Annotated in this window: 18 protein-coding genes; 10 read left to right on the forward strand and 8 right to left on the reverse strand. The window is 66.8% G+C overall.

From position 1 onward, the window contains the following. Positions 1-104 precede the first annotated feature (104 nt). Complete coding sequence (gene tuf / locus C5B90_RS10800; protein WP_058827650.1) at positions 105-1,367, reverse strand: translation elongation factor EF-1 subunit alpha; 1,263 nt, start codon at positions 1,365-1,367, stop codon at positions 105-107. 426 nt (positions 1,368-1,793) lie between these two features. Here tuf and C5B90_RS10805 point away from each other — a divergent pair, with 426 nt between their 5' ends. The 7 genes from C5B90_RS10805 (at position 1,794) to gcvPB (ending at position 11,120) form a co-directional block, all read left to right on the forward strand. Then, on the forward strand, positions 1,794-2,279 hold the full coding sequence (locus C5B90_RS10805; RefSeq protein ID WP_008095561.1) for an Lrp/AsnC family transcriptional regulator: 486 nt from the start codon (positions 1,794-1,796) through the stop codon (positions 2,277-2,279). A 379-nt stretch (positions 2,280-2,658) separates the two neighbouring features. After that, entirely contained in the window at positions 2,659-4,143 is a 1,485-nt protein-coding gene (locus tag C5B90_RS10810; RefSeq protein WP_115881394.1) for a proton-conducting transporter membrane subunit, read from the forward strand. After that, the gene (locus tag C5B90_RS10815) at positions 4,133-6,565 is read left to right on the forward strand and encodes a DUF2309 domain-containing protein (protein ID WP_115881396.1); all 2,433 of its coding nucleotides are present in this window, start codon (positions 4,133-4,135) and stop codon (positions 6,563-6,565) included. Before C5B90_RS10810 ends, C5B90_RS10815 begins: the two co-directional genes overlap by 11 nt. A 314-nt stretch (positions 6,566-6,879) precedes the next feature. Then, complete coding sequence (gene gcvT, locus C5B90_RS10820) at positions 6,880-7,971, forward strand: glycine cleavage system aminomethyltransferase GcvT (protein WP_115881398.1); 1,092 nt, start codon at positions 6,880-6,882, stop codon at positions 7,969-7,971. Positions 7,972-7,973: 2 nt separating this feature from the next. Further along, positions 7,974-8,354, forward strand: coding sequence for a glycine cleavage system protein GcvH (gene gcvH, locus C5B90_RS10825; protein ID WP_058827655.1), 381 nt, complete (start codon positions 7,974-7,976; stop codon positions 8,352-8,354). Between the two features lies 1 nt (position 8,355). Next, positions 8,356-9,699 (forward strand): aminomethyl-transferring glycine dehydrogenase subunit GcvPA, encoded by a 1,344-nt coding sequence (gcvPA, locus tag C5B90_RS10830; protein ID WP_115881400.1) that lies wholly within the window; start codon positions 8,356-8,358, stop codon positions 9,697-9,699. After that, the gene (gcvPB, locus tag C5B90_RS10835) at positions 9,699-11,120 is read left to right on the forward strand and encodes an aminomethyl-transferring glycine dehydrogenase subunit GcvPB (protein WP_058827657.1); all 1,422 of its coding nucleotides are present in this window, start codon (positions 9,699-9,701) and stop codon (positions 11,118-11,120) included. Before gcvPA ends, gcvPB begins: the two co-directional genes overlap by 1 nt. Positions 11,121-11,143: 23 nt before the next feature. On the opposite strand, the gene C5B90_RS20820 is transcribed toward gcvPB, so the two are convergent. Then, positions 11,144-11,320, reverse strand: a complete 177-nt coding sequence (locus C5B90_RS20820; protein WP_199517477.1) for a hypothetical protein — start codon at positions 11,318-11,320, stop codon at positions 11,144-11,146. Positions 11,321-11,542: 222 nt separating this feature from the next. Here C5B90_RS20820 and C5B90_RS10840 point away from each other — a divergent pair, with 222 nt between their 5' ends. Beyond that, positions 11,543-11,884, forward strand: coding sequence for a hypothetical protein (locus C5B90_RS10840; protein WP_115881402.1), 342 nt, complete (start codon positions 11,543-11,545; stop codon positions 11,882-11,884). A gap of 127 nt (positions 11,885-12,011) precedes the next feature. On the opposite strand, the gene C5B90_RS10845 is transcribed toward C5B90_RS10840, so the two are convergent. Genes C5B90_RS10845 through C5B90_RS10855 form a run of 3 tightly spaced genes read right to left on the reverse strand, consistent with a single transcriptional unit; the run spans position 12,012 to position 14,083 of the window. Next, complete coding sequence (locus C5B90_RS10845; RefSeq protein ID WP_115881404.1) at positions 12,012-12,833, reverse strand: hypothetical protein; 822 nt, start codon at positions 12,831-12,833, stop codon at positions 12,012-12,014. A gap of 5 nt (positions 12,834-12,838) precedes the next feature. Continuing rightward, positions 12,839-13,423, reverse strand: coding sequence for a hypothetical protein (locus C5B90_RS10850; RefSeq protein ID WP_115881406.1), 585 nt, complete (start codon positions 13,421-13,423; stop codon positions 12,839-12,841). 51 nt (positions 13,424-13,474) lie between these two features. Further along, positions 13,475-14,083: a hypothetical protein gene (locus C5B90_RS10855; RefSeq protein WP_148708208.1), complete on the reverse strand. Its 609-nt coding sequence runs from the start codon at positions 14,081-14,083 to the stop codon at positions 13,475-13,477. A gap of 206 nt (positions 14,084-14,289) precedes the next feature. Here C5B90_RS10855 and C5B90_RS10860 point away from each other — a divergent pair, with 206 nt between their 5' ends. Beyond that, the gene (locus C5B90_RS10860) at positions 14,290-15,054 is read left to right on the forward strand and encodes an ABC transporter ATP-binding protein (RefSeq protein WP_115881410.1); all 765 of its coding nucleotides are present in this window, start codon (positions 14,290-14,292) and stop codon (positions 15,052-15,054) included. Between the two features lie 12 nt (positions 15,055-15,066). After that, complete coding sequence (locus C5B90_RS10865; RefSeq protein ID WP_233511964.1) at positions 15,067-16,662, forward strand: hypothetical protein; 1,596 nt, start codon at positions 15,067-15,069, stop codon at positions 16,660-16,662. A 51-nt stretch (positions 16,663-16,713) separates the two neighbouring features. Here C5B90_RS10865 and C5B90_RS10870 read toward each other — a convergent pair whose 3' ends face one another. Genes C5B90_RS10870 through C5B90_RS10880 form a run of 3 tightly spaced genes read right to left on the reverse strand, consistent with a single transcriptional unit; the run spans position 16,714 to position 19,654 of the window. Further along, positions 16,714-17,709 carry a metal ABC transporter permease gene (locus tag C5B90_RS10870; RefSeq protein WP_115881414.1) on the reverse strand — a complete coding sequence of 332 codons (996 nt, stop codon included), beginning with the start codon at positions 17,707-17,709 and terminating at the stop codon, positions 16,714-16,716. After that, a complete protein-coding gene (locus C5B90_RS10875; RefSeq protein ID WP_115881416.1) occupies positions 17,709-18,551 on the reverse strand; it encodes a metal ABC transporter ATP-binding protein in 843 nt (280 codons plus the stop codon). The genes C5B90_RS10870 and C5B90_RS10875 overlap by 1 nt, the downstream gene beginning before the upstream one ends. Next, on the reverse strand, positions 18,548-19,654 hold the full coding sequence (locus C5B90_RS10880; RefSeq protein WP_115881418.1) for a metal ABC transporter substrate-binding protein: 1,107 nt from the start codon (positions 19,652-19,654) through the stop codon (positions 18,548-18,550). Before C5B90_RS10880 ends, C5B90_RS10875 begins: the two co-directional genes overlap by 4 nt. Positions 19,655-19,666 lie beyond the last annotated feature (12 nt).

Here is a 19,666-nt window from a genome sequence, read left to right on the forward strand (position 1 = left end):
GAACGCTCGCGCGCCGTTTGTGACCAATCGGTCGCGTCCGTCCGTGTAAGCTGGACGGTCGCTGTCACGGCGGTGGCGCGAAAAACTGTGGTCGAAACCGGGCGCTACTCGTAGACTTCGAGGACTTTGCCGGCCGCGATGGTCTGTCCCATGTCGCGGATGGCGAAGCTCCCGAGTTCGGCGATTTCTGACGACGGTTCGATGCTGAGCGGCTTCTGCGGCCGGAGCGTGACGACAGCGGCGTCGCCGGCCTTGATGAAGTCCGGTTCCTCCTCTGCGACCTCACCCGACGCGGGGTCGAGTTTCTGGTCGAGCGACTCGAACGTGCAGGCGACCTGCGCGGTGTGCGCGTGGATGACCGGCGTGTAGCCGGCGGTGATGACCGAGGGGTGCTGCATCACGACGATTTGCGCCTTGAACGTCTTGGCGACCGACGGCGGGTCGTCGGCGGGGCCACAGACGTCGCCGCGGCGGATGTCGTCCTTGCCGACGCCGCGGACGTTGAAGCCGACGTTGTCGCCGGGGCCCGCCTCCGGGACCTCCTCGTGGTGCATCTCGATGGTCTTCACCTCGCCACCCGCGTCAGAGGGCATGAACCGGACGTTATCGCCGGTCTTGAGAACCCCCGTCTCGACGCGGCCGACCGGGACCGTCCCGATGCCGGAGATAGTGTACACGTCCTGAATCGGGACGCGAAGCGGGGCGTCGGTCGGCGGCGACGGCTCCGGGAGGTTGTTCAACGACTCTAGGACAGTCGGCCCGTCGAACCACGGCATGTTCTCCGAGGGCTCGGCGATGTTGTCGCCCTCGAACGCCGAGATGGGGATGAAGCCGGCGTCGTCGGAGTTGAACCGTACCTGGTTCAGGAGCTGTTGGACCTCCTCTTTGACCTGCTTGTAGGAGTCCTCGCTGTAGTCGACGACGTCCATCTTGTTGACCGCGATGATGAGTTCCTCGATGCCGAGGGTGCGGGCGAGGAAGACGTGCTCGCGGGTCTGCGGCGCGACCCCGTCGTCGGCGGCGACGACGAGAATCGCGTGGTCTGCCTGCGACGCGCCCGTAATCATGTTCTTGACGAAGTCGCGGTGGCCGGGCGTGTCCACGATGGTGAAGTAGTACTTGTCCGTGTCGAAGCGCTGGTGGGCGATGTCGATGGTGACGCCGCGCTCGCGCTCCTCGGCGAGGTTGTCCATGACGTAGGCGAACTCGAAGCCCGACTTCCCCTTGGACGCCGCCTCCTCGCGGTGCTGTTCGATGATGTGTTCCGGGACGCTACCTGTCTCGAACAGGAGTCGGCCGACGAGCGTGGATTTCCCGTGGTCGACGTGTCCGATGATGGCTAGGTTCTGGTGTGGTTTGTCTGCCATGGGTATCAGGGCGGTGTCGCCCAGTTTGGTAGAATATGACACCCAAAGGTAAATCCGTTTTCCCGGCTCGAAGCGCGTCTCGCACCGGTTCGGACGAGTCGAGGAAACGGGTTATCAGGTGATGCGAAAACTCAGGAAATCAGTCATGTCGCGGCGCAGTCGGGCGAACCGAGCGGAGAGACAGACCCGGCGAACCGTTCAGAACCCACGCATCGCGGCGGCCATGTCGGCGAAGGTGGCCGTGCGGCGAACGGACTGCTCGTGAGCTTTGGACGCGTCGGCGTTATCTTTTACAACAATCATAGTAACTAATTGTATCGGATGGGTAATAAATCTACCTCCGGAGACGACGGATGTCGGGTACCGCGCGGACCGCCGTCCGAACAATATCAAAGGATAAAGTGCTCTTGCCCCCGACGTAGTGGTATGGCTGGCGAGGATATCGACGACGTGGACAAGGCGATTCTGTACGCGCTCCAAGAGGACGCCCGAAACATGTCGTCCGGCGACATCGCGAAGCGAACTGGGACCTCGGACAGCACCGTCCGCAAGCGCATCCAGCGACTCGAATCCGACGGCGTGGTCAAGGGCTACAGCGCGAGCGTCGACTATGGGAAGTCGGGCTATCCGCTCCGAATGTTGCTCTACTGTACGGCCTCGATTCCCAAACGGGGCGAACTCGTCCCCGAGATTCTGGAGATGGACGGCGTCGTCGCCGTCCAAGAACTGGTCACCGGCGAACAGAACCTCCTCGTCACCGCCGTCGGCGAGACGGACAGCGACATCACGTCCATCGCGCAGGAACTCCTCGATATGGGCCTCACCGTCGCCGACGAAGTGCTCGTCCGCACGCACGAGACGACGCCGTTCGGGAAGTTCGACGCCGAGAGACACGCCGAAAACGATTCCTGAGCGGGCGCGCGCACGATATCCTCGCGACGAACGGAGTGTTCACGAATCGGTCACCGAGTCCGACGAGCGACCGCGGTCGCAGGTCGTCGCGGAACGTCGCTCCCGTGTGAACCGTCGCCGGCACTCGGTCGTCGAACGGGCAGATAATACGGCACGAGGCTCGGAACGAGCGTTCTAAGCCGATTTTTCCTTCCAGAACCGGCGGTTCAAGCTGGACCGCACCCCCAAAACCATAATGTTCTTTAATGGCTAATTTGCGAACGATTTGTGAATGTAGGTAGATTTAATAGTCAATCTGTTCTCGGATGGGTGTAAGGACGACCAGTATCGGACACTGAACGCGTTTCGGTGACCGTTCTGGTCAACGACGAATCGAACGATGTCAGGACACAGCTCGAAACCGACGGTCGGAGCACTCCCGGACGCGACGGCGGACTCGCCGCTCGCGCCCGTCGCACTAACGAAGCTCGTGTGGGCGCTGTTCGCCGCGAGCATCGCCGTGCTCTTCGCCCGAGTCCGACTCGGCGGCGCGTGGGAGGTTCCCGGCGTCGTCGCCGTCGACGGCCTGACCGTGCTGCTGTGGGTGGTCGTGACGTTCTTCAGCGGTATCGTCCACAGCTACTCGCGCCGCTACATGGCCGGGAGCCGCCACGAGTCGAGTTTCTTCGCCACCGTGTTCGGCTTCACGGTCGCCGTGATGGCCCTCGTCGCGGCCGACCACGTCGCGCTGTTCTGGCTGTTCTGGCTGGCAATGGGGCTCGCGATGGCGAAACTCATCGGCATCATCGACGGCTGGAATCAGGCGCGGGCCGCCGCGAGCGTCGCCCGCAGGTACTTCCTCGCCAGTAGCGCGTTCCTCGGCGTCGCGCTCGCGGCGCTGTGGTGGGCAACCGGCGCGACGACGGTCTCCGGTATCGCCGCGGCCGCCGACGGACTCGGCGGGCCGGTGTGGCTTCTCGCCTGTGTCGCGCTCGTTCTCGCGGCGATGATTCAGTCCGCGCTCGTCCCGTTCCACGGCTGGCTCCTCTCGTCGATGACCGCGCCGACGCCCGCCTCGGCGCTGATGCACGCCGGCTTCGTCAACGCTGGCGGCATCCTCCTGCTCCGGTTCGCTCCGGTCGTGACCCTCGACGCCACGCTCATGCTCGGTATCGTGGCCGTCGGCGCGACGAGCGCCCTCCTCGGAAAACTGCTCAAGAACGTCCAGACGGACGTCAAGAGCGAACTCGGCTGTTCGACCATCGGCCAGATGGGCTTCATGATTATGCAAGCTGGTCTCGGCTTCTTCGGAGCCGCTATCACCCACCTCATCCTGCACGGGTTCTACAAGGCGCACCACTTCCTCAGCGCAGGCGCGGCGGTCGAACACACCGCCCCGACGAACCACGACGCCCACGAGACCGGCGTCGCGGGCGCGATTGTCGTCCTGGCGACCGGGCTGGCCGGCGGCGCGCTGTTCGCGGCGCTCACCGGGAAGGGAACGCACCTCGACAGCGGGCTCCTGCTCGTGGCGTTCGTCGTGCTCACCACGCTGCACGCGGCCCGCAACGTCGTCGCACATGCCGCGCTTCCGGCGACGGCCCGCTACGGCGCGGTCCCGCTGGTGTTCCTGCCGGCCATCACCGTCTACGCGCTCGCCTACGAGGCGATTTCGAGCGTCCTGTCGGGACTGCCGGTCGTCGAGGCTCCGGCCGAACTGAGCGCGCTCCACGCGCTCGTCGCCGGCGTCTTCCTCGTGGTCTACGTCGCGATAGAACTCGGGGTCCACGAACGGAGCCGGCGTCTCTACGTCGCGCTGTTGAACGCGAGCCAACCCGCCTCCAGCACCGTGCTGACCGCTACGGAGGAATACAATGAGTACTGAACACGCCATCGAAGAGAGTATCGACAAAGCGGCGACGACGGTCGGGTCGGTCTGGCCGATTCACTCGTTCGTGACGGCCAACCCGCTTTCGGGGTTCGAAGACATGCCGTTCGGCGAGGCGGTCACACAGGCCGCGGACCTCGTCGGCGGCCGCGGCTACCCGACTCCCGAGACGTTCGAAGCCGCCCTCGACGACGGGCAAATCGACCCCGACGTGCTCGCCTCGGAACTGGCCGAGCGCGGCTACGACGACGACCCCGAAACGCTGCTGAAGCGCATGAACGCCGCCGAGGCGGAGCCCTCGGACGCCGAGACTGACGCCGATGCCGACACCGCGCGGGTCGACCGCGTGCTGACGAAGTGGCTGTCGGCGTTCCTCGACGAGGGCCAAGCGCACTGGCCGATGCCGGACCGCGAGGACGGCTTCTACAGCGCCTTCCGGTCGATGGCCGCGTACGACGGCCAGATTCCCGACGACGGCATCGTCGCCGACCTGCCCGAATCGCCGACCGAGACCATCGAGTCCGTGGTCGCGTCGTACCCCGAAAGCCAGTGGGTGCCGATATTCGAGGAGCAACTCGCCGCGCTCCCCGGGTGGACCGGCTTCATCAAGCAGCGCGCCGCCGACGGCGGCGAGTGGCAGTCCGAGTACCCGATTACGCTCGACGGCTATCTCGCGGCACGTCTCGCGCTCCTCGACGCGTTCGGCGTCGATGTCGACCCATCGACCGGTCCCGAGACCCCCGAGACCGACACGGCCGACGAACTCGCCGACGCGTTCCTGAGCGCGTGGGAGGCGAGTTACCGCGGCGAGGTCGTCGACCGCGTCGCCGCCGAGAGCGAGGCCCTCGACGACAGCGCCTCCGCCGGCCGCCCGGACGCGCAGTTGGTCTTCTGTATCGACACGCGCTCCGAGGTCATCCGCCGGCACATCGAGGACACGGGCGACTACGAGACCCACGGCTACGCCGGATTCTTCGGCATCCCGATGGAGTATCAGGGCTACGACGACGAGGTGTCGGTCGACGCCTGTCCCCCGATTGTCGACCCGGCACACCGCGTCACCGAGGTCCCGACCGACAGGGAGACGAAGGCGAACCACGACCGCTGGTCGCGCTTCCGCGAGGCCGCGGGCGAGGCTATCGAGGCGCTAAAGACCAACCCCGCCACCGCCTTCGGCTTCGTCGAGAGCTCGGGGAGCGGATACGGGGTCGCTCTCGCGGCCCGTACGCTCGTCCCCGGGCGCGTCTCCGACCTGCTCGGAACCGCCGACGACGCGGTCCCCGACAACCACGAGTTCTGCGACCCAACCGTCCACCACCAACACTCCTACGTCGGCGACCTCCCGGTGGGGCTGACCGACGAGGAGAAAGTCGAGTACGCCGCGACCGCCTTCGGACTGATGGGCTGGGAGGAGTTCGGTCGCCTCGTCGTGTTCACCGGTCACGCCAGCGAGACGGCCAACAACCCGTTCGATTCGAGTCTGGACTGCGGGGCCTGCGCCGGCCACCCCGGCGGCCCGAACGCCCGCGTCCTCGCGGCAATCTGCAACGACGAGACCGTCAAGGCCGAACTCCGCGACCGCGGGTTCGACATCCCCGAGGACACGGTGTTCGTCGCCGGCGAGCACAACACGACGACCGACGAAATCGAACTGTTCGACGGCGACGTGCCCGAGAGCCACGCGGACGACCTCGACCAGTTGCGCGCGGACCTCGCGGTCGCCCGCGAGCACGCGACCGCCGAGCGCGCCGAATCGATGGGAGCCGACGGCTCCGCGGGCGTCAGGGAGACCGAGCGCCGCGCCGCCGACTGGGCCGAGACGCGTCCCGAGTGGGGACTGGCCGGCAACGCCGGCTTCGTCATCGGCCCCCGCGAACTGACGAGCGACCTCGACCTCGATGGCCGGGCGTTCCTCCACTCCTATAACCACGCGACGGACCCCGACGGCGACGCGCTCGAAGCGATTCTCACAGGGCCGATGGTCGTCACCCAGTGGATCAACGCCCAGTACTACTTCTCGACGGTCGACAACGCCGTCTACGGGAGCGGGTCGAAGGTGACCCAGAACCCCGTCGGCAACGTCGGCGTCTATCAGGGCAACGGCGGCGACCTGATGACCGGGCTCCCGCTCCAGTCGCTGATGGCCGCCGACGACAGGCCGTACCACCAGCCGCTTCGCCTCTCGACGATTATCCACGCGCCGGTCGACCGCGTCACCGACGTGCTGGCCGACCACGCAGAACTGACCGAACTGCTCGACAACGACTGGCTCTCGCTGACGGTCGTCGACCCGACGCAGGACCACCGCGCGTTCCACTACGAGGAGGAACTGACGTGGACGCCGGCGTCCGAACAGATAGCGGCCGAGGTCGAAGCGCGTCCAGAGGCGCCGAACGCGCCCGCCGTCGCGGACGACTGACCGGCCTCGCCCCGGACAGACGTCGGCGACCCCGACGGTCTGCGCTTTTCTGACTCTCTATCACCGCCCAGTACGACACGGAGAGCGACCTCGCGGCGTGTCGCAACTCCGGTTTGGGTTTCTGTATCGCAGTAGCCGGTTTATCACTACGATCGTCGTCGCGACCGCGACCGCGCCCGGACGGCAGATTTCGCCATCTGGTTGCGGATTCGTGGTGTTTTCTTCCACAACAGAGGGACGATTCATGCAAGGTGGTGAACATACCGAGCGAACAGATACCAAAGCATTACTTATCGCAGTTCGCAGGGGCCTGTATGGGCCTTCGTAAGCCGCCGTTGTACGGCGTCCACGCGGACGCCGGGGCGACGTTCACCGAGTTCGGCGGATGGGACATGCCTGTGGAGTACGACTCCATCAAGGCCGAACACGCGGCCGTCCGCGAGTCGGTCGGCATCTTCGACGTTTCGCACATGAGCGAACTGGAGGTGTCCGGCCCGGACGCGACCGCACTGATGCAACGCCTGACGACGAACGACGTGACGGCCCTCGAACCGGGTGACTCGCAGTACTCGGCCATCGTGAACGACGAGGGCGTCATCATCGACGACACCGTCGTCTACCGACTCCCCGACCGCGACGAGCGGGTCTACCTTTTCATCCCGAACGCCGGCCACGACGAGGAGATGTACGACCGCTGGACCTCGTTCCGCGACGACTGGGACCTCGACGCCACCGTCGAGGACGTGACCGAGGAGTGGGCGATGTTCGCGGTACAGGGCCCCGACGCCCTCGATTCGGTCACCGACGCCGCGCCCGACGCGGCCCTCGGCGACCTCTCGAAGTTCCAAGCGACGTTCGCCGACGTGGCGGGCGTCGAGTGCTGGGTGGCCCGGACGGGCTACACCGGCGAAGACGGCTTCGAGGTCCTCTGTCCGTGGGACGACGCCGAGACCGTCTGGTCGGCGCTCGACGCGACTCCCTGCGGGCTCGGCTCCCGCGACACGCTCCGACTGGAGATGGGCTACCTGCTCTCGGGACAGGACTTCGACCCCGAGACGGAGCCCCGGACCCCCTACGAGGCCGGCATCGGCTTCGTCGTCAAACTCGACACCGAGTTCGTGGGCCGCGACGCCCTCGAACGACAGCACGAAGCCGGCGTCGACGAGACCTTCGTCGGCTTCGCCCTCCTCGACCGCGGCGTTCCCCGCCACGGCTACGACATCGCCGACGCGGACGGCGAGGTCATCGGCGTCGTGACGAGCGGAACGATGAGCCCGACGCTGTCGGAGCCCATCGGTCTCGGCTACGTCCCCGTCGAGTACGCCGACGACGAGACCGAGATTTCGGTGCTCGTCCGCGGCCGCGAGAAGCGCGCAGTAATCGTGACACCTCCCTTCATCAACTGACAATGTTCGAAATCCCTGACGACCGGAAGTACCTGGAATCGCACGAATGGACCACCACCGAGGGCGACGCCGTCCGTATCGGCATCTCCGACTTCGCACAGGACGAACTGGGCGACGTCGTCTTCGTCGAACTCCCCGCCGAGGGCGACGAACTCGCCGCCGGCGAGGAGTTCGGCGTGGTCGAGAGCATCAAGGCCGTCTCGGACCTCTACGCCCCCATCTCGGGCACCGTCACGGCCGTCAACGAGGAGCTGTTCGACGCCCCGGAACTCCTCAACGACGACCCCTACGGCGACGGCTGGATGCTCGAACTCGAACCGGCCGACGAAAGCGAGTTCGACGACCTCCTCTCCCCCGAGGAGTACCGCGAGCAGACGGAGTGAGATGACGGCTGGAAACGGACGGCGGGTCGGAAGCCCGTACGCCCCACACACCGACGCCGACGAGCAAGCGATGCTGGACGCCGTCGGCGTCGACAGCGCCGAGGACCTCTTCGACATCCCCGAGGAGGTCCGCTTCGACGGCGAGTTCGGCGTCGCCGGTACCGACGAACAGGAGCTCAGGAACGTCATGGCCGACCTGTTTTCGCGCAACGAGGAGCTGACGGAGTTCCTCGGCCGCGGCCACCACGCCCACTACGTTCCGGCGCTGGTCGACGACCTCTCGCGGCGCTCGGAGTTCCTCACCTCGTACACGCAGTACCAGCCCGAAATCGCGCAGGGCTTCCTGCAGGTGCTGTTCGAGTACCAGTCGATGCTGGTCGAACTGACCGGGCTTCCGGTCGCCAACTGTTCGATGTACGACGCCGCGACGGCGCTCGCCGAGGCCGCGCTCCTCGCGAACCGCCTCCGCCGCGGCGCGAGCGGCCACCGCGTGCTCGTCCCCGAGCACCTCCACGAGGGCCGCCTCGGCGTCCTCGAGAACTACCTCGACGGCGCGGAGATGGAAATCGGCGAGTACCCGATGGACGACGGCGCGGTCGACGTGGAAGCCCTCGCGGACCTCGTCGACGACGAGACCGTGATGGTCTACGCTGAGACCCCGACGGTCCGCGGCGTCATCGAGGAGCGACTCGCCGACATCGGCGACCTCGCACACGACAACGACGCGCTGTTCTGTCTCGGAAGCGACCTCGTGGCGCTCGCGCTCCTCGAAGAGCCCGCGAGCGTCGGTGCCGACGTGGTCGTCGGCGAGGCCGGCGCGCTCGGCCTCGGGACGGCCTACGGCATGGGTCTCGGCATCTTCGCCACCCGCGAGGAGTACCTCCGGCAGGTCCCCGGCCGCCTCGTCGGCGTCTCCGAGGACAGCGCGGACATGCGGGCGTTCACGCTGACGCTCCAGACCCGCGAACAGCACATCCGCAAGGAGCGCGCGACCTCGAACATCTGTACGAATCAGGCGTGGGTCGCGCTCCGCACCGCCATGCACATGGCGTGGCTCGGCCCCGACCGCCTCGTCGACCTCGCGACGCAGGCCGTCACCGACGCGCGCGACCTCGCCGCCCGACTGGACGAGCTTTCGGGCGTCAAAGCGCCGCTCTACGACCGCCACCACTTCCGGGAGTTCGTCGTCCGGACGGACCAGCCCGCGCCCGCCATCACGAACGACCTCGCGGGCCGCGGCTTCGCGGTCCACGCCCTCGACGACCACCACCTGCAGGTCTGTATCACCGACGCGAACGCCGACGCCGCGGACGGACTGGTCGCGGCCTTCGAGGAGGTCATCTGATGAACTTCGACCAAGCCCGATTCAGCCGCGACGACGAGTACGAACCGCTCCTGTCCGAGAAGGACAGCACCACCGTCGAGGTCGATTCCGAGGGTGTCCTCCCCGACGACCTGACCCGCGACGAACTGACGCTGCCGGCGCTGTCGGAGCCCCAACTGGCGCGCCACTACACGCGCCTGTCGCAGATGAACTACAGCGTCGAACTCGGGCCGTACCCGCTGGGGTCGTGTACGATGAAGTACAACCCCTCGTTCACGGAGGACGTGGCGGCGGACCCCAATGCCGGGGTTCACCCCGACCGCTCCGACCGGACGATTCAGGGGACGCTCGGCCTCCTGCACGGCCTGCAGGAGTACCTCGCCGACATCGGCGGGATGGACGCCGTGACGCTCCAACCCCCGGCGGGTGCCGCGGGCGAGTTCACGGGCATCCTCGTCGCCAAGGCGTACCACGAGTCGCGCGGCGACGACCGCTCGGAGATTATCATCCCCTCGTCGGCCCACGGGACGAACTTCGCGTCGGCCGCGATGGCCGGCTACGACGTGGTCGAACTCCCGTCCGACGACGACGGCCGCGTGGACATGGAGGCGCTCGACGCCGCCATCTCCGAGGAGACGGCCGCGCTCATGCTCACGAACCCCAACACGCTGGGGCTGTTCGAGCGCGACATCGTCGATATCGCCGAGATGGTCCACGACGCGGGCGGCCTGCTGTACTACGACGGCGCGAACCTCAACGCGCTGCTCGGCCGCGCTCGCCCCGGCGACATGGGCTTCGACATCATGCACTACAACGTCCACAAGACGTTCGCCACGCCCCACGGCGGCGGCGGCCCCGGTGCCGGTCCGGTCGGCGTGGTCGAGGAACTCGCTGAGTTCCTTCCGAGTCCGATGGTCCGCGAGACGGCCGCGGGCTACGAGCAGTACGAACCCGAGTCGTCCATCGGCAAGGTCCACGGCTTCGCCGGCAACTGGCTCGTCCTCGTGAAGGCGTACGCCTACATCGCCCGCCTCGGCGACGCGGGCCTCGCGGACGCCAGCGCCAAGGCCGTCCTCAACGCCAACTACCTCGCCTCGCAGATAGACCTCGAAGTCCCGTACGGGCCGTTCCACCACGAGTTCGCGGCGACCTCGGGCGACCGCGACGCCGCCGACGTGGCGAAGCGCATGCTCGACTACGGCGTCCACCCGCCGACGACGAAGTGGCCCGAACTCGTCTCGCAGGCGATGCTCACGGAACCGACGGAAGTCGAAGACAAGGCGTCGCTCGACGACCTCGCACACGCCTTCAACGCGGCGTACGCCGACTCCGACGAGGCGCTCGAAACCGCGCCCACGAAGACCAGCGCCCGCCGCATCGACCAGGTGTCCGCCGCGCGGAACCCGCGGCTCTCGTGGCAGGCGCTCGGCGACGACGAATAACGAGAAAACTCCCTTTTTCGCGGTTACGCTTCGGCCTTCGCGTACGTCTCGATATCGTCCGTGATGTGGATGTAGCCGTAGTCGCACTCCGTGCAGTGCCACTTCGTCTTCTTTCCGAGGTGGATCTCCATGCTGGCGGCGAGGTAGAACGTGTCGTTGCCGCAGGCCGGGCATTCGCGCTGGATTTCGAGGTCGCTCATGGGGTCGAATCCGTGGTAGTCGTTGTTGAAGATATTGGTTCGCGGGCGGGAGCGAGCTGTGATAAACCAATTATGACGATATAAAATCGAGGTTTCGGCGTCAACTTCCGCGTCTGTCCGTTCAAGCGGGCCGCGTCCCGCCCGCCGAACTCCGAGGCCGCAATCGACGGGGCCCTCCGCGTCTGTCAAAGTATTATCACCGCTCGGACACAGTCGTCGACCGTGTCCCTCCAAATTACGAAGCGCCCCCGCGTACTGTTGTTTCTCGTCCTCACTATCGTGCTGGGCGGTCTGACCGTCCGGGCCGCCGCTCGCGGCCACGCCGCTGTGCAGGTGTTGCTCCTCGCCTCGGTGACGGGGTACGCGGTGACGGGGCTGTTGTTCCAACGAGTTCCGAACGTCGAGCGCCTCGCCGCGGTCCCGCTCGGCGTCGTGGGCGTCGCCGCCTACGCGGTCGGCGCGCCGACGGACCTCCCGGTACTGTTGGTTCTTCTCGGCGTTGGGGGAGCGGTCGACCTCTTGTGGGACCCGACCGGGAACGTCCGGGAGAGCCAGTCAGACTGAGCGCGGACAAGCCAGCAAACGGCTCGGGTGGGCGTTGAAGCGTCGTTGCGTGGTCGCCGAGAGACGAGGCTTCGGGTGCCCGAGTCCCCTGAACGGCGGGGCCGACCGGCGGCCGACGGGGCCGTCGTCACCAGGGAACCAATCCGCCGAACCACTGGTGCACGTAGAGAACAGCCGGGTACGTCGCGGGAAACGCGAGTAGGAACCCGTTCAAGCCCATGAACGCAGCGTTGAAAACGTGGAACAGGACGCCGAGTGAGAGCAGTCCGACCGACAGTTCAATCGGCCGAAGGAGTACGAGCGGGAAAGCACACTCGAAGGCGATGACGCCCCACGAGCCGGCCTGGGTGAGCCGAGGATAGCGGTCGAGAAACCGAAACACGCGGCCGTTCCCCCAGTTGTTCGTCGCGAAGACACCGAGCACCGCTGTCCCGTCCCGCCACTCGTCCGACATCGCCTTACTGAGCCCCGCAATCGCGTATGAGAGGACCGCCTGGGCGGCGACGAACGCCATGGCGGCACGGGCAAGAACGCTCCCTTGGGGGGCGAGCGTGACGAGCAACACCCCGAAGGTAACGATCGTCGCCATCTGGAAATCACCGCTCAGGCCACCCTGACACCGGAAGACGATGCAGACGTCGGTGAAAAGAACGACGAGAAGTCCGAGCGGGGACGGCATCCCGAACGCCGCCGTCGCGCCGACCGCAGCGCCAGCTAAGAGCCGGCAGCCGAGTACCCACCGGAACCGGGGATACGTTATCAGCGGAACGACCAGCTTCGAGGCCGGCCCGGACTCCGCGAACAAGCGGGAGACGTCCCAATTCAGTACCCCGTCGGGCTCGAATCTGCCGCGGGTGGCTAACTGCTCTGCCGATTTTAGAACCGTGTGAACGCCGATAAGGAGCGCCATCACGCGCGTGGCTCCGATGAGTGTGAGCGTTGGAATCATGTTAATCAGTCATCGAGTGAGTGAAATTCCGAGGCGAATACCAGTTCGTGCCCGTCGGTCGCGCGCGAGTACTGCATAACGGCGAACTGTGTGGACTCCCCGAGCGGTGAGTGTTCCTGTGCCGTCACGAGCTGCAAGAGCGTGAGGTACATCGTCGAGAACTTCACCTGACCGAGATCGACTCGTCTCGGTTCCGGGGGAGTTGCCGCTGTCGCCTCCGTTTCGGAATCTGCGCGCTGTTCGTCGTTATCAAAGGCTGACGTGAGACCCTGTGTGAGGTCAAAAAGTGCCTTGCTCCGGTACATCGATGGGTTCCAGACCCACCGGACGATAGCCGGAGGGGCCGACTGACTGAGTTTGTCGACGCTTCGCCAAGCGCTCAGCGACCCGTCGGTTCGACGGTCGCGGTATAATAAGACGTAGTCGTGTTGCCCCGGATGTGGCGAAAAGAAGTTCCACTTCGGAACTATCGCGTACAACGGACCGAGCCGTTGGGAGAGCGCGCTTGCGCCAATCCGGGTTGCGTTTCCTACCGTGGCTCCGACCCACGCACCCAGAAACGCGAGAACGACCGACTGAAGCGGCGTCATCGCGGACCAATTCGGGAGGTTTGCTGCATGATTGGAGCCAGATGGCGTCGTTTAGGCGCCAACCCGCGCCTCGATCAGCTCACTCACCGACTGGCCCGAGTCGGCGTCGGAACTGGCACCCGAGGGAGCCTCGAACGCATGGTTAGCTCGTCCGCTGCTCGAGACGGCAACCGCTGCGATGGTGACGGCGACGACGGCCGCCGCGGCGGTGGACAGGTCGGATTCCGGGTCGAAGTTGGGGACATCTTCGCCCGCCGGAAGCCGGTCGAGCGCATCCCGTTCCGCCGAGTTGAGGCCCGGCGGCGCGACGATGATGTGGAACGTCAGTTCGTCGGCACCTGCAGCCTCGCGGACCCAGAACGACGACGAGTCGATGCGACCTCCATTGAACGGGACGGAGGTGACGGCAATCGATGCTTCGGATGGAATCGCCCGGTCGGCGACGATTTCCCGGTCTCCGTAGCCGAGGTCGAAGCTCGAAACGTCACCGCTCACTTCCGAAGCCGGGCGGGGAGCGACCGACTCGTCGGCGATCTGCTCGGCGATGTGGTCGCGCTCGCTCGCGTCGAACGCCTCGTCTGCGTCGTCGAGGCCGGCGAGCGGACCGTCAGCCTCTCGGGAACAGATCAGCGTGATGCTCCCGCTTAGTTGCGGCGGCACCACGTCGAGTTCTGACCGCGAGAGAACGGTAACTTCGAGGGAATTGCTCTCGATGCTGCTACTACTATTCTCAACGCTTTCACGTTGATTTATGACATTGCCGGACATGTCATCAGGACAATAATGTTAGATGACAATAAAGATACTCCCGGGGTAAATCCGAGCGACTGGAGTGCAGCCCCGTTTGAGGAGGCAGTTTAATTATCGTGATACACGACGAACGAAACGTGCCGCTAGCAATCGAGACCGAGTCGCTCCGGAAGGAGTACGGCGACACCGTCGCAGTCACAGGGCTCTCGCTCCGAGTGGAGTCGGGGAGCGTCTACGGATTCCTCGGTCCGAACGGTGCGGGGAAGACGACGACGATGCGCATGCTCACGACGCTGACGGCGCCGACGAGCGGCAGCGCGCGCGTCGCCGGGGCGTCCATCGAAGACAGGGCGTCGGTGACGAGTCGAATCGGGTTTCTGCCGGACGTTCCGCCGCTGTACGACGAACTCACCGCGCGCGAACAGTTGCGGTACGCGGGCGGCATCCGTGACCTGCCCGCCGAGACGATTCGCGAACGGGTTTCGGCGCTTCTCGACCGGTTCGACCTGTCCGACGACGCCGACCGCCGCCTCGGAGAGTACTCCCGCGGGATGCGAAAGCGCGTCGGGCTCATTCAGATACTCTTGCACGACCCCGAGGTTGTGTTTCTCGACGAGCCGACGTCCGGACTGGACCCGCGGTCGGCGCGGACGATGCGCCGCGTCATCGAAGACCTGGCCGACGATGAGACCACCGTGTTCCTCTCATCGCACCTGCTCACCGTCGTCGAGGCGCTCGCGGACCGCGTCGGCGTCATTCAGGACGGACGGCTCGTCACCGAGGGGCCACTGGACGCGGTGAAACGCAAAGCGCAGCGCGACGGGGAGTCGGAAGGGCTCGAAGCCGCCTTCCTAGAGATGACCGAGGGCCGGAGCGAGTGACCGATGGAGACGATGGTTCGACAGGTCGGACACGTCGTTCGTGTCCGCACCCTCCGCGGGGTCAGACGAGCGCGCGACCGCCCGATGGTGTCTGTGCTCTATCTCGCCGCCGTCTCGTTCGCACTCCTCGCGGTCGTCGGTCGACTCCCGGTCTCCGGCTACGAGGCGGTCTGGAGCGACCCCGGCGCGTACGCGGCCGGCGTCGCCGTTGGGAATGGGAGAGGGGCTGACGCGCTCGACACCGCGCGCGGGCTGTCGGGGCTGTTGGCAGTCGCGACCTGTTACGGTGTGCTCGTGAGAACGGCCCAACGAGAGGACGACGAACGGACGGACCACCGGCGCCTCGCGCTCTCCCCGACGGCGTTTTTCACCGCGGAGCTCCTCGACCAGCTCGCGTTCGCCGGCCGGCTCGTCGGCGTTGTGGGCGTCGCCGGTGGCGTCGCGTTCGCCGCCGGGGCGGCGTCACCGACGACGGCCGTGACTACGCTCGTCGCCGTCGCGGCGCTGGTCGCGACGGCCGTCGCAGTGACGTTCCCGGTCGCGCTGGGAGTCCGAGCGGTGTTCCGTCACTATCCGCGAGTGCGACGGCACCGGCTCCTCTTCGGCGCGGTCTTGGTCTCGGTCATGGGCTTCGCGTTCGTTCGAACCCGGTCGTCCTTCGCGCTCCTGAGCGGGCTCCCGGTCGGTTGGTACGCCGACCTCGCGCTTGTCGGCGCGGGCGTCGGTGCCTCGGTCGGCCGCGCCGTCGCCGCCCTTCTCGGGACGCCGGTCGCGTGGTGGCTCGGAATCGCGACGGCCCGCCGGATAACTGACTACCAACGGGCAGACGCTGGAACGGAAGGAGGAACGCGGGGAGACCCGGAAATCGTCACCCGGTTGCGGGTCGCCGGCGGCCGCCTCGTCGCCCGCGTCGCCTCGCGGCCGACGGCCGCCGTCGCCCGGGTCGTGTGGCTCCGCCTGTGGCGCGAACCGCGCGCACTACTGTTCAGCGGAATCGTCGTCGGAGCCACGGCGGGGGTGGGACTCGTGGTCGTCGAGACGCTCCCGACCGCACTTCCGGCGGTCGTCGCGACGTACGTCGCGGTCGCGACGGGCGCGGGAGTGACGCTCGACCCGCTCGGCACCGAAGGCGCTGCGCTCCCGCTCACCCTTACGGCACCCCACGGGCGCGAACGAGTCGTGATGGGATACGCGCTCTCGGCGGCCATTCCGGGGACCGCGCTGTCCGCGGTGGCCGCGCTCGGAATCGCGCTCTCGATTGGCGCTGCCCCGGCGGCCTGTGTCGGCGCGGCGCTCGTCGGTTCGATACTGGGTGCGACAGCGCCCGTCGTGTCGCTCGCGGCCGGGCTTCGGCTTTCGCCGACGGACGCGGCGACCGGCTCGCGAGGCGTCGGGCTCCCCCCGCTCGGCGCGCTTTCGGCGTTCTCCGTGGTCGTCGCGCTCGTCGGGATGCCGGCTATCGGCGCGACCGCCGCCATCGAGACCGGTTCGATGTCTCTCTCGACGGCCATGACGGTCGCCGTCGCCGCGACCGCACTCCTCGGACTCGGCGTGGGCTGGTACGCGTTCCGGGACGCGGTCGGGCGACTCGACCGGTACGAACCATGAGCCGCCTCGAAACCGCCGAGCCGACGGACAAGGCGAAAAACGCGAGCGACGTTACAGGTCGGAAGACTCGATACTCCCCAGTTCGGGCGTCGCATCGTCGCCGGCGCGCGCCTGCACCTTGCCGATGGCGACGGCGACGACGTAGATGCCGACCGCGACAAGCACGATGACGCCGCCCGCGGTCGCCTCGCCGTAGTAGGACGCGCCGATGCCGAGGAGCACGGCGAGTTCCGCGAGGACGACGGAGACCAGAAGCGACTCCGAGAAGCTTCGGGAGACCTGCGCCGCGCCGGCGACGGGGACGACGAGCATGGCGGCGACGAGGATGACGCCCATAATCTGCATCGCGCCGACGACGACGAGCGCGGTCAGCATGACCATCACGCGGTTGTACCACGTGACCGAGATGCCCGAGACGGCGGCGGCCGTCTCGTCGAACGTCACGTAGAGCAGTTGGTTGCGCGTGAGCGCGACGGTGCCGACGATGACGGCGAACAGCACGAGCAGGATGGCCGCGTTCTCCGCCGAGACGGTCGAGAGGTTGCCGAAGAGGTACTGGTTGATGCCGACGGCGAGGCCGCCCGCGTTGAGGCTGATGAGGACGGTCCCCAGCGCGAACCCGGTCGAGAGCACGATTGCCATCGACACGTCGTTGTAGGCGTCGGTCGCCTCGGAGATGAGTTCGATGAGGAGCGCCGCGATGACGGCGACGACGACGGCGGTCAGGTACGGCGAGACGCCGAGGCTGAACACGCCGTTGAGAAAGAGGCCGACGGCGACCCCGGCGAAGGCGGTGTGGGCGAGCGCGTCGCCGATGAGCGCGAGTTGACGGTGGACGAGAAACGTCCCGATGAGTGGGGCCATCACGCCGATACAGAGGCCGACGAGGATGGCGCGGTGCATGAACTGGTAGTCGAGGAAGCTGAGGCCAGTCGCGTCGCCGACGACGAAAAGCAGGTCGGACCACAGCGCGAGGAACCAGTAGAACGGCGCGAGGACGGCGTCTAACGGGCCCGCCTGCAACACGGCGAACAGTTCGACGGCCATCACGTGCGGCCACCACCCGAACCCCCCGCGAAGGAGGCCGCTGTGCCGAAGGCCCGCGCGAGCGCGTCGCTCTCGACGAACTCGTCGGTCGGGCCGTCGAAGTAGACCTCGCGGTTGAGACAGACGACGCGCCGGGCGTGGTCGGTGACCGCGCCGAGGTCGTGTTCGATGAGGAGAATCGTGATGCCCTCCTCGTTGAGCGCTTCGAGCAGGTCGTAGAAGGCGTCGACCGACTCGGCGTCGACGCCGACGGTCGGCTCGTCCAAGACGAGCAGGTCGGCCTCGCCGGCGAGCGCGCGGGCGATGAAGGCGCGCTGGCGCTGGCCGCCCGAGAGCTTCGTCACCCGGCGGTTCGCGAAGTCGGTCATGCCGACCGTGGCGAGCGCCTCGTCGACGATGCGGTGGTCCTCCGCGGAGAGTCGGCCGAAGCCGACGTGGGGGAACCGACCCATCTTCACGACCTCGCGGACCGTGATGGGCATCTCCTTGGAGGCGCTCGCGTGCTGGGCGACGTAGCCGATGCGCGCGCCGTCGTCGAAAGCGTGGGAGGGTTCGCCGAACAGCCGCGAGGTCCCCTCGTCAGGTCGGAGCAGGCCGAGGATGAGCTTCATCAGCGTCGACTTCCCCGACCCGTTCGGCCCGACGATGGCGACGTACTCGCCGGGGTCGATACGGAGCGAGATGTCTTCTACGACGGGCGTCGCGGTGTAGCCGAACTCGACGTCTGCGAGTTCGACGAGCGGGCCGGACGAGTCGCGGCCGTCGTCGGCGGCGGCGTCGGCGACGTCGCTCTCGGGGGATTCAGTGGACTCAGCGGACTCGCCGTTACTGAGGGCGCTCATTCGAAGTTCCTCCACTCGTCCGCCCAGCCGTCGTAGCCGACCTCCTCAGGCGACTTGTTGCCGAGGACGACCTCGAACGTGGGCATGTTGATGTTGTAGGCGATTTCCTCGTAGCCCCAGTCGTTTTCGACCCAGTCCTCGCGGACGCCCGCGTAGGGGGTGACGGGGAAGTACGCCTCGACGGACGTCTCGGCGATGAGCTGTTTCGCCGGGCGGCGCGTCTCGAAGACGCCCGCGCCGATGTACTTGATGTCGTTGTCCTCGATGACCCGCTTCGCCTCGGTGATGTCCGAGGGCTTCACGTCACCGCTGGCGGCGAGATTGACGACGAGCGGGCGCATCTCGACGCCGTAGCGGACGCCGATGTACTGGAAGGCGTTGTGGGCCGCCAACTGGACGACCTTGCGCGACGCCCGATCGAAGATGTCCTGGTAGTCGCGGTCGATGCGGTCGAGAACGTCGGCTTTGTACGCGTCGGCGTTGTCGCGGAACGTCTCTTCGTACTCGGGGGCGAGTTCGACTAACCCGTCGGTGATGTTGTCGACGGCGGTCTTGGCGCGTTGGGGGTCGAGCCAGAAGTGGGGGTCCTTCCCGCGACCTTCGCCGACGCCCTCCTCGTCGCGGTCGAGGCTCGCGGCGAGTTCCACGAGTTCGACGCCCTCGCGGACGTTGATGAGTTGGGTGTCAACGTCGTCGTCTTTCAGCGTCTGGATGGCGCGGTCGGCCCACGGCTGGAAGTCCTCACCGACGTGGACGAACGCGTCGGCCTCGATGATGTCGCGCGTGACGCTCGCGTCGGGTTCCCACCCGTGACCGTGGAGGCCGGTCGGAATGAGGTTTTTGAGCGTGACTGGCGTGTCGGCCGCGACCTTGCGCGCGAAGTCGTAGAAACTGAAGAACGAGGCGACCACGACGTACTCGTCTTCCGACTCCGACCCGCCGGAGGCGTCGTTCGAGCCGGTGTTCGAGCCGTCGCTTCCGCCTCCCGCTCCGCCGCCACCGCCGAGACAGCCGGCGAGGCCGGCCGTCAACAGACCGGAACCGGCCGCGACGACCGACCGCCGAGAGAGTTTGGGGTCGGACGAATCTGCGTTAGTGTTCATCACTATGTGAAA

The sequence above is a fragment of the Haloferax sp. Atlit-12N genome (assembly GCF_003383095.1).
Lineage (GTDB): Archaea > Halobacteriota > Halobacteria > Halobacteriales > Haloferacaceae > Haloferax.